The sequence below is a fragment of the Stenotrophomonas sp. genome, from assembly GCF_032099025.1.
Taxonomy (GTDB): Bacteria; Pseudomonadota; Gammaproteobacteria; order Xanthomonadales; family Xanthomonadaceae; genus Stenotrophomonas.
Genome location: NZ_DAMCID010000054.1, coordinates 1 through 8,583, shown reverse-complemented (window position 1 = coordinate 8,583; position 8,583 = coordinate 1). Strand labels below are relative to the sequence as shown.

The window sequence follows — 8,583 nt, the reverse complement described above, 5'->3', positions numbered from 1 at the left end:
CGGGGGACATTTGCATAGGGGCCTGCCGGCCGCGGCGGGGCCCTCAACGCTCGCGGCAGATCCAATCGAAGACCGTACGCCAAGCTTCTACGCCCGCCTGACGGCCCCAATAACCGTCAGCCGCGCGGGTCGGTCGTAATTCCCTTCAACAACCGATACCGCTGCAGGGTTTCCTCGATTTCCACATCCAGGGCCTGGCGCTGCTGCAGGTACGAGGCGTGCATGCGCTGCTGGGCCAGCAGTTCGGTGTGGCGCTGCTGGATGCTCTCGGCCTGCTTGGGCGCCACCGGCTGGCCGGCCAGTTCGCGGTCGCCCGCGCTGCCCAGCAGCGTCACCAGCGCGCCGCGCAGGCTGGCCACGTTGTAGCTGGCCGTCTGCACGTTGTTGTCCAGGATCCCGGTGCGCTCCACGAACACCCGGCGCAGGTCGTTCTCGTCCTCGTAGGTCGAGAGCATCGCCTGCTCCGTCCGCTGCCGGGTTTCCTCGGCGGCCTTGTCGAGCTGGAGCTGGGCAGCGGCCACCGCCGCATCGGCGCGCTCGTCCTCGGTCAGCGTGCGCTCCACGCCACCGCGGCGCAGGCCGCTGTTGACGCTGAACTCCTCACGCGCGCTGTTCACCGCCTCCTGGGGCAATGCGTCGCTGCAGATGCGCTCCTTGCCCTCGTTCCAGCAGAACAGCTTCTTCGGTTTCGGGTCGCTGCTGCTGCGCCTGCTCTGGGCCTCGGCCGTGAGCATGGGCGCGGCCAGCAACAGGCCGATGATGGTGAACGTGACGATCCTGGACATGGGAGCCCCCTGCTCTCAACGCGTAGGACGGCTGCCGTAACGGGAACGATAGTCCTCCAGCGGCTGCCGGTACCCGACAAGTTCCGGATTTCCGGAGGCAAAATCAAGCAGGTCGCCCAACGTGGCCACCGCCACCACCGGAATTCCGGCTTCCTCGGCCACGGCCTGGGCCGCCGAACGGCGGTCGGTTTCCGACGCAATCTCCTGCCGATCCAGTGCCACCACGATGCCGGCCGGCGTGCCACCGGCCTCGGCGATGATGGCCAGGGCCTCGCGGATCGCGGTACCGGCGGTGATCACGTCGTCCACGATAAGCACCCGCTTGCCGTTCATGTCCGCGCCGATCAGGTTGCCGCCTTCGCCGTGTGCCTTGGCTTCCTTGCGGTTGAACGACAGCGGCAGGTCGCGGCCACGCTGGGCGAATTCACAGGCAGTGGCGGTGGCCAGCGGGATGCCCTTGTAGGCCGGCCCGAACACCACGTCGAACTTCAGCCCGGTGGCCTCCACCGCGTCGGCGTAGCAGGCGGCCAGCTGGACCATGCGGGCGCCGGAGTCGAAACGACCGGCGTTGAAGAAGTAGGGGCTCAGGCGGCCCGACTTGAGGGTGAACTGGCCGAAACGCAGGGCATCGGCGGTCAGGGCCAGTTGCAGGAAACGGTGACGGTGGTCGCTCATCTAACGCTCTATTCAATTCATCTGGAGCGCAGATCCTAATGCATGGCCCGCAATTCAGGCTCGCCAGCGCCGGCCGCAGGCCCCTGCAATGGCCGGATCCGGCCAGCCGATGGGCCGGGCAACCCGGTATGCTTTGCCGGTTACCGTTCCAGACCCGGGTCAGCATGCGCATCATCAGTTTCAATGCCAATGGCATCCGTTCCGCCGCCACCAAGGGCTTCCTCGACTGGTTCCGTGCCCAGGATGCCGACGTGCTGTGCATCCAGGAGACCAAGGCCCAGGAAGACCAGCTGACCGACCCGATGTTCCGTCCGGACGGCCACCACTGCTTCTACCGCGACGCCATCACCAAGAAGGGCTACAGCGGCGTGGCCATCTACAGCAAGCGTGAGCCCGACCAGGTCATCACCTCGCTGGGCTGGGCCCCGTTCGACGATGAAGGCCGCTACATCGAGGCCCGCTACGGCAACCTCAGCGTGGTCTCCTTCTATATTCCGTCGGGCAGCTCGGGCGACCTGCGCCAGGGCTTCAAGTACGAAGTGATGGAGTGGCTGCGCCCGATCCTGGCGGAGTGGCTGGCCAGCGGCCGCGACTACGTGCTGTGTGGCGACTGGAACATCGTGCGCTCCGCGCTGGATATCAAGAACTGGAAGTCCAACCAGAAGAACTCCGGCTGCCTGCCGCCCGAGCGCGACTGGCTCAACGGCCAGTGCGCCGACGCCGGCCAGGCGCTGGACATCGCCGGCGGCCAGGGCTGGAGCGACGCCTACCGCCTGCTGCACCCCACCGGCGAGGACTACACCTGGTGGAGCAACCGTGGCGCGGCCCGCGCCAACAACGTGGGGTGGCGCATCGACTACCAGTTCGTCAGCCCCGGCCTGCGCGACCGCCTGCGCGGCTGCTCGATCTACCGCGATGAGCGGTTTTCCGACCATGCCCCGTTCACGGTGGACTACGCCCCATGAGTGAAGCGGTCGCCAAGCCCCGCCGCCCGTGGCAGCGGGTGCTGGCCAACCTGCGCCAGCGCAAGGTGCTGGCCATGCTGCTGCTCGGCTTCAGCTCGGGCCTGCCGATCTACCTGGTGGGCAACACGCTCGGTTTCTGGATGCGCAAGGAAGGCATCGAGCTGGACACCATCGGCTTCCTGTCGTGGGTGGGCCTGGCCTACTCGATGAAGTTCCTGTGGGCGCCGATCGTCGACAAGGTCAACGCCCCGCTGCTGGGTCGCTTCGGTCGCCGCCGCGGCTGGATGCTGCTGTCCCAGGCGGTGGTTGCCGTGGCCCTGGTCGGCATGGCGATCGTGCAGCCCAAGGGCGGCAACGTGCTGTTCCTGGGCGTGGCGTGGGAGCACATGCTGGTGTTCGGCGTGATGGCCACCATCGTGGCGTTCGCCTCGGCCACCCAGGACATCGTCATCGATGCCTGGCGCATCGAAAGTGCCGACAACAGCGAACAGCTGGGCCTGCTCACCTCCACCGCCGCGCTGGGTTACCGCACCGCGCTGCTGGTCACCGACGCGCTGATCCTGCTCATTGCCGCCCGCGTGGGCTGGCAGATGTCCTACGAAATCATGGCCGGGCTGATGGCGCTGGGCGTGGTGGCGGTGGTGATGGCGCGCGAACCGGTGCAGGCCAAGGTGGCCGTGCAGATCCAGGCCGCCCCGCTGTGGACGCCGCGCGGGTTGTTCGATGCGCTGGTCGGGCCGTTCATCGCCTTCGTGCGCGAACACCGCAGCGGCGCCATCCTGATCCTGCTGGCCATCAGCATCTATCGCATGGCCGATTTCATCATGGGTCCGATGGCCAACCCGTTCTACGTCGACCTCGGTCTGTCCGAAGAGACCGTGGGCGCGGTGCGCAGCTCGGTTGGCCTGGTGGCCACCTTCATCGGCATCGCCGCCGCCGGCCTGGTGTCGGTGCGCTGGGGCGTGCTGGCGACCCTGCTGGTTGGCGCGGTGCTCGGCCCTGCGTCCAATCTCGCCTTCGCCTGGTTGGCCTATGTGGGGCCGGACCCGACAAGCTTCGCCATCGCGATGGCGATCGACAACATCTCGGGTGGTTTCGCCGGCACGGCGCTGATCGCCTACATGTCCAGCCTGACCAGCATCGGCTATACGGCCACCCAGTACGCCCTGCTCAGCTCGTTCTATGCCATGCCGGGCAAGGCGCTGAAGGGCCTGTCCGGCTGGGCGGTGCAGTCGCTGGCGCAGGGCCGCACCCTGCTGGAGGGCTATGCGCTGTTCTTCGTCGGCACCGCCCTGATCGCCATTCCGGTGGTGATCCTGTGCGCGCTGCTGATCGTGCAGCAATCGCGCCGGCAGCGGGCCGCCACCTGACCGGCGCTTGCCCGCGCCCGGCCACTGGGCGATGATCGATCCGTTGTGCCGTGGGGGCGGTGCGTTGCCAACAGGGGAAAACACATGGCTGATTTAGTGCTGCGCGACCTGGATCCGCTGCTGAACGAACGCATCCGTCGGGTCGCGGTCGCGCGCGGCTGGACCCGCGAGCACACCTGCGTGGTCCTGCTCGAGCAGGGCCTGTTCGCCAGCGAACTGGAAGTGCGCAGCGGCTTCCACGACCCCGAAGTAAACGCCTTGGCCGAAGCCATCGCCGCCCTCCAGGCCCTCCCGGACGTCAAAGCTTTCTGACGGTGCAGAGCCGACTGGGTAGAGCCGACTGTGTAGAGCCGACTGTGTAGAGCCGACTGTTAGTCGGCTGCTCTCCAGGGCGACCGCGCCAACTGCAGCCGACTAACAGTCAGCTCTACCCAGCCGGCTCTACCCCGTCGGCTCTACCCCGTCGCGCGGTCGGCACCGTCATATCGCATCACGCCAGGTGAATCGCCCCCAATATCCGCGGCCCCCGCGCCCCGGTCACGCTGGGCAGATTGCCCGGCAACCCGTCCAGCGTCTGCTGCGCCAGCCACGCAAACCCCATCGCCTCCAGGTAATCCGGGTCCAAGCCGTGCACCGCACTGGACTCGATCACCACGCCCGGCAACCGCGCCCCCAGCCGCCGCAGCAGCTGCGCATTACGCACCCCGCCGCCGCAGACCAGCACCCGCGTCGCCCCCGGCAGGTTCGCCAGCAGCGCATCGGCCACCGTGGCAGCAGTCAATTCCAGCAGCGTGGCCTGCACATCGGCCGCCGACCGCTGCCGCTCGCCCAGCGCCGCCTCGGCCCACTCCAGATGGAACTGCTCGCGCCCCGTGCTCTTCGGCGGCGGCAGCGCAAACCACGGCTCCGCGCGCCAGCCCGCCAGCAGCGCCTCGTCGCACTCGCCACTGGCCGCGAACGCCCCGTCGGCGTCGTACGGTACCCCGAGGTGACGCTCGCACCAGGCATCCATCAGCGCATTGGCCGGCCCGGTATCGAAGCCACGTGGCGTGCCCGCCCGCGGAATCAGGGTCAGGTTGGCAATGCCCCCCAGGTTCAAGACCGCCCGATCCTCGTCGGCGGTGCCCAGCATCGCCAGGTGGAAGGCCGGCATCAGCGGCGCACCATGCCCGCCAGCCGCCACGTCACGGCGGCGGAAGTCGGCCACCGTCGTAATGCCGGTGAGCTCGGCAATGCGGTTGGCATCGCCGAGCTGGCAGGTGAAGGCCGGATCGGCCAGCGGCCGGTGGCGCACCGTCTGCCCGTGCGAACCGATCGCCCGCACCTGTGCCGGGTCGACCCCGGCCTGTGCCAGAAGACGATTGGCGGCCGCCGCGAAGGCGATGCCGATCTGCGCGTCGATCCGCCCCAGCGTATCCAGCGAGCCCAGCTCGCCCCCTTCGCCCAGCGCCACCAGCTCGGCGCGGAAGGCAGGGTCCCAGCCGTGGGTCAGGCCCGCGACGAAGCGGCAACCGCCCTCGGCCGGAAACTGCACCAGCGCGGCATCGATGCCATCGGCGCTGGTGCCGGACATCAGGCCCAGGTAGAGCGGGGTAGTCGGATCAGGTGCAGTCATGGCCAGGCGGTTCAACAGGATGCGTGCAGCTTCCGCGCAACCTGTTGCCGCCGTCAATGCGCGCGCAGGTGCGCGCGCTGCAACGCCATGGGATCAGCCGCGGTTCGGCTTGGCCGGCTTGGCCGCGCTGGCCGTGGTGGTAGCCGCCTTGGCTGCCTGCGGTGCCGGGCTGGCGTCGGCATAGATCAGCTTCTCCATGCCCTGGATGCGCGCCAGGGCCGGCGCGGTCTGCGCACGGAAGGCCACCAGCTCGCCGCCCTGCAGCGGCTCCGGCGGCGGCATGGTCACCGACAGCGGGTTGCGGTGCACGCCGTTGACGCGGAATTCGTAGTGCAGGTGGGGGCCGGTCGCCAGACCGGTCGAGCCCACGTAGCCGATCACCGTGCCCTGCGCCACGCGCTGACCGGTCTTGATCGCACCAAAGCGCGACATGTGCCCGTACAGCGTGGTGTGGCCGCGGCCATGGTCCAGGATCACCACGTTGCCGTAGCCGCGCTGCGTCCCGGCAAACTGCACGCGCGCATCGCCGGCCGCCATGATCGGCGTACCGGTGCGGGCCGCATAGTCCACGCCCTTGTGCATGCGCATCTTGCCCAGCACCGGGTGCTTGCGCGCGCCGAAGCTGGAGCTCAGCCGCGCAAACGGGATCGGCATGCGGATGAAGCTCTTCTTCAGCGGCCGACCGCTGACGTCGAAGTATTCGGACTTGCCGTTGCGGTCGAAGCGGAAGCCGCTGTAGGTCTTGCCGCCCGAGGTGAAGGTCGCGGCCAGGATCTTGCTGGTGTCCACCTTCTCGCCTTCGCGCCAGGTCTCGTCCAGCACCACGCTGAAGCGGTCGCCCGGCTGCAGGTCCTTGGAGAAGTCGATGTCGTACTTGAAGATTTCATCGGTCATCGTCGCGATCGCCGACGGCGACAGCCCGGCTTTGCGTGCCGCGGCGTACAGCGAGCTGGTGATCTCGCCACTGGCGACCACGCGGCGCACCGACGATTCGCGCTTGATCACCTTCTCGTTGATCTGGTCGCCCTTGAGCGACAGCTCCACCCGGTTGTCGGCATCGCGGTCGAAGCGGATCGTGCGCAGCTCGCCGGACAGCGGCAGGTCGAAGCCGATCTCCGCGCCAGGGCGCAGCTTGGTCAGCGCCGCGCGCGCGCCGGGGTGGTCGAGCACCTGGTGCATCACGGTCGGCGAAATGCCGGCCTCGTCGAACAGGTTGCTCAGCGTCTGCCCGCGCTGCACGCGCAGCACCTGCCAGCTGTCACCGGGCACCTGCTGGCGGCGCTCCTGCGACAGCGGCGGCAGCGGCAGGGACAGCGTGGCGTGGCTGGCGGAGTAGGGCGCATCGATGGTGTGCGAGAAGCCCGGCACGATCGTGGCCACCAGCGCCCCGATGGTGGCGAACAGGCTGGCGTGCATCCAGTGGCGCCGGGTCCAGCGCTCGTTGAACGCGGCGGGAAGATGCTGCCTGAGCTTCCGATGCAGGGCGGTGTCGTGGAGAACGTGAAGGCGTTCCTTGAAGCGCTGCTTGCGCGCGCGGCCTTGATCGGTATTCAGCATCGTCGGTGTGTTCCTGGCTGACCCGGGATCGCGGGCCCAAACGTCGGTAACATAGACAGGTATAAATATCGCGTCAAACCCTTGTGCGTATTGGCTTTTGTGAAGCGCATGCGGTTAACTTGTACTTAACGTCATTCATGTAAATAAGGCATTGCCGGGAGTTGTACGTGTCCTCGATTGAACAAGCGCTTGCCCAGATCGGCCGCGGTGCTGACGAAGTCCTCAAGATCGAGGAGCTGCGCCAGCGCCTGGAAAGCGGCCGCCCGCTGCGGGTCAAGGCCGGGTTCGACCCCACCGCGCCGGACCTGCACCTGGGCCACACCGTGCTGCTGAACAAGCTGCGCCAGTTCCAGGACCTTGGCCACCAGGTCATCTTCCTGATCGGCGACTTCACCGGCATGATCGGCGACCCCTCGGGCAAGAACGTCACCCGCAAGCCGCTCAGCAAGGACGACGTGCTGGCCAATGCGCGCACCTATGAAGAGCAGGTCTTCAAGGTGCTGGACCGTGAAAAGACCGAAGTGCGCTTCAACTCGGAGTGGTTCGGCAAGATGGGCGCGGCCGACATGATCCGCCTCGCCGGCCAGCACACCGTGGCGCGCATGCTCGAGCGCGATGACTTCGCCAAGCGTTACGCCGCCCAGCAGTCCATCGCCCTGCACGAGTTCCTGTACCCGCTGGTCCAGGGCTATGACTCGGTCGCCCTGGAAGCAGACGTCGAGCTGGGCGGTACCGACCAGAAGTTCAACCTGCTCATGGGCCGTGGCCTGCAGGAGCACTACGGCCAGAAGCCGCAGATCGTGCTCACCATGCCCCTGCTGGAAGGCCTGGACGGCGTGGCCAAGATGTCCAAGTCGCTCAACAACTACATTGGCATCAGCGAACCGGCGATCGACATGGTGACCAAGACCATGAAGATCGGCGACGACCTGATGTGGCGCTGGATCGAGCTGCTGTCCTTCGAGATCAGCCAGGCAGAGGCCGTCAGCCTGCGGGAACAGGTCGACGCCGGCAGTCTCAACCCGCGCGAGGTCAAACTGCGCCTGGCCCGCGAGCTGACCACCCGCTTCCACGACGCCGATGCCGCCGAACTGGCCATTGCCGGCTGGAACGCCGCCGTGACCGGGCAGGGCGATGTGAGCCTGCTGCCGTTGCAGGAAGTCGTGGTGCCGGCGGAGGGCCTGCGTATCGGGGCGCTGCTTACTGCGGCCGGGATCACCCCGAGCAATTCAGAGGCCTCCCGCAAGCTCAAGGAGCGTGCGGTGAAGGTCAATGGCGAGGTGGTCGACGACGCCCAGCAGCTGTTCGCGCCCGGTTTCGAAGGGTTGCTGCAGGTGGGCAAGCGCAACTTCGCCCGCGTCCTGCTGGTCGCCGCCTAAGCGCCGCAAGGGTTTCGCGCCTTCGGGCGCGGAACCCGCATGAATGAATGCACAGTTCCGTGAAAAAAGTTCATGCACCCCCTTCACAAACGAGGCGGTTAGGGACATACTTTCCCTCCCCCGACGCAGGGGCCACCGCAAGGCGGCAACCGCGAAGGAACAGGACTTCAACTGCTTCGAAAGAAGGTGTTGACGGAAACGAAAAGCCTGACATAATAGGCGGCTCGCTTCGACGAA

Annotated in this window: 8 protein-coding genes; 4 read left to right on the top strand and 4 right to left on the bottom strand. The window is 67.3% G+C overall.

Annotation, left to right across the window (positions count from 1 at the left end):
* Positions 1–116: 116 nt before the first annotated feature.
* Positions 117–785 carry a hypothetical protein gene (locus RT456_RS19285; RefSeq protein WP_313349059.1) on the bottom strand — a complete coding sequence of 223 codons (669 nt, stop codon included), beginning with the start codon at positions 783–785 and terminating at the stop codon, positions 117–119.
* A 15-nt stretch (positions 786–800) separates the two neighbouring features.
* Positions 801–1,460 carry an orotate phosphoribosyltransferase gene (gene pyrE, locus RT456_RS19280; RefSeq protein WP_313349058.1) on the bottom strand — a complete coding sequence of 220 codons (660 nt, stop codon included), beginning with the start codon at positions 1,458–1,460 and terminating at the stop codon, positions 801–803.
* A gap of 164 nt (positions 1,461–1,624) precedes the next feature.
* Here pyrE and RT456_RS19275 point away from each other — a divergent pair, with 164 nt between their 5' ends.
* The 3 genes from RT456_RS19275 (at position 1,625) to RT456_RS19265 (ending at position 4,107) form a co-directional block, all read left to right on the top strand.
* Positions 1,625–2,425 carry an exodeoxyribonuclease III gene (locus RT456_RS19275; RefSeq protein ID WP_313349055.1) on the top strand — a complete coding sequence of 267 codons (801 nt, stop codon included), beginning with the start codon at positions 1,625–1,627 and terminating at the stop codon, positions 2,423–2,425.
* Positions 2,422–3,795: an MFS transporter gene (locus tag RT456_RS19270; RefSeq protein WP_313349053.1), complete on the top strand. Its 1,374-nt coding sequence runs from the start codon at positions 2,422–2,424 to the stop codon at positions 3,793–3,795. Before RT456_RS19275 ends, RT456_RS19270 begins: the two co-directional genes overlap by 4 nt.
* 84 nt (positions 3,796–3,879) lie before the next feature.
* Complete coding sequence (locus RT456_RS19265) at positions 3,880–4,107, top strand: hypothetical protein (protein WP_093532961.1); 228 nt, start codon at positions 3,880–3,882, stop codon at positions 4,105–4,107.
* Positions 4,108–4,285: 178 nt separating this feature from the next.
* Here RT456_RS19265 and RT456_RS19260 read toward each other — a convergent pair whose 3' ends face one another.
* The gene (locus RT456_RS19260; RefSeq protein WP_313349050.1) at positions 4,286–5,410 is read right to left on the bottom strand and encodes an anhydro-N-acetylmuramic acid kinase; all 1,125 of its coding nucleotides are present in this window, start codon (positions 5,408–5,410) and stop codon (positions 4,286–4,288) included.
* Between the two features lie 93 nt (positions 5,411–5,503).
* Positions 5,504–6,967, bottom strand: coding sequence for a peptidoglycan DD-metalloendopeptidase family protein (locus RT456_RS19255; protein WP_313349048.1), 1,464 nt, complete (start codon positions 6,965–6,967; stop codon positions 5,504–5,506).
* Positions 6,968–7,134: 167 nt separating this feature from the next.
* On the opposite strand from RT456_RS19255, the gene tyrS reads away from it, so the two are divergent.
* Positions 7,135–8,346, top strand: a complete 1,212-nt coding sequence (gene tyrS / locus RT456_RS19250) for a tyrosine--tRNA ligase (RefSeq protein ID WP_313349046.1) — start codon at positions 7,135–7,137, stop codon at positions 8,344–8,346.
* Positions 8,347–8,583 lie beyond the last annotated feature (237 nt).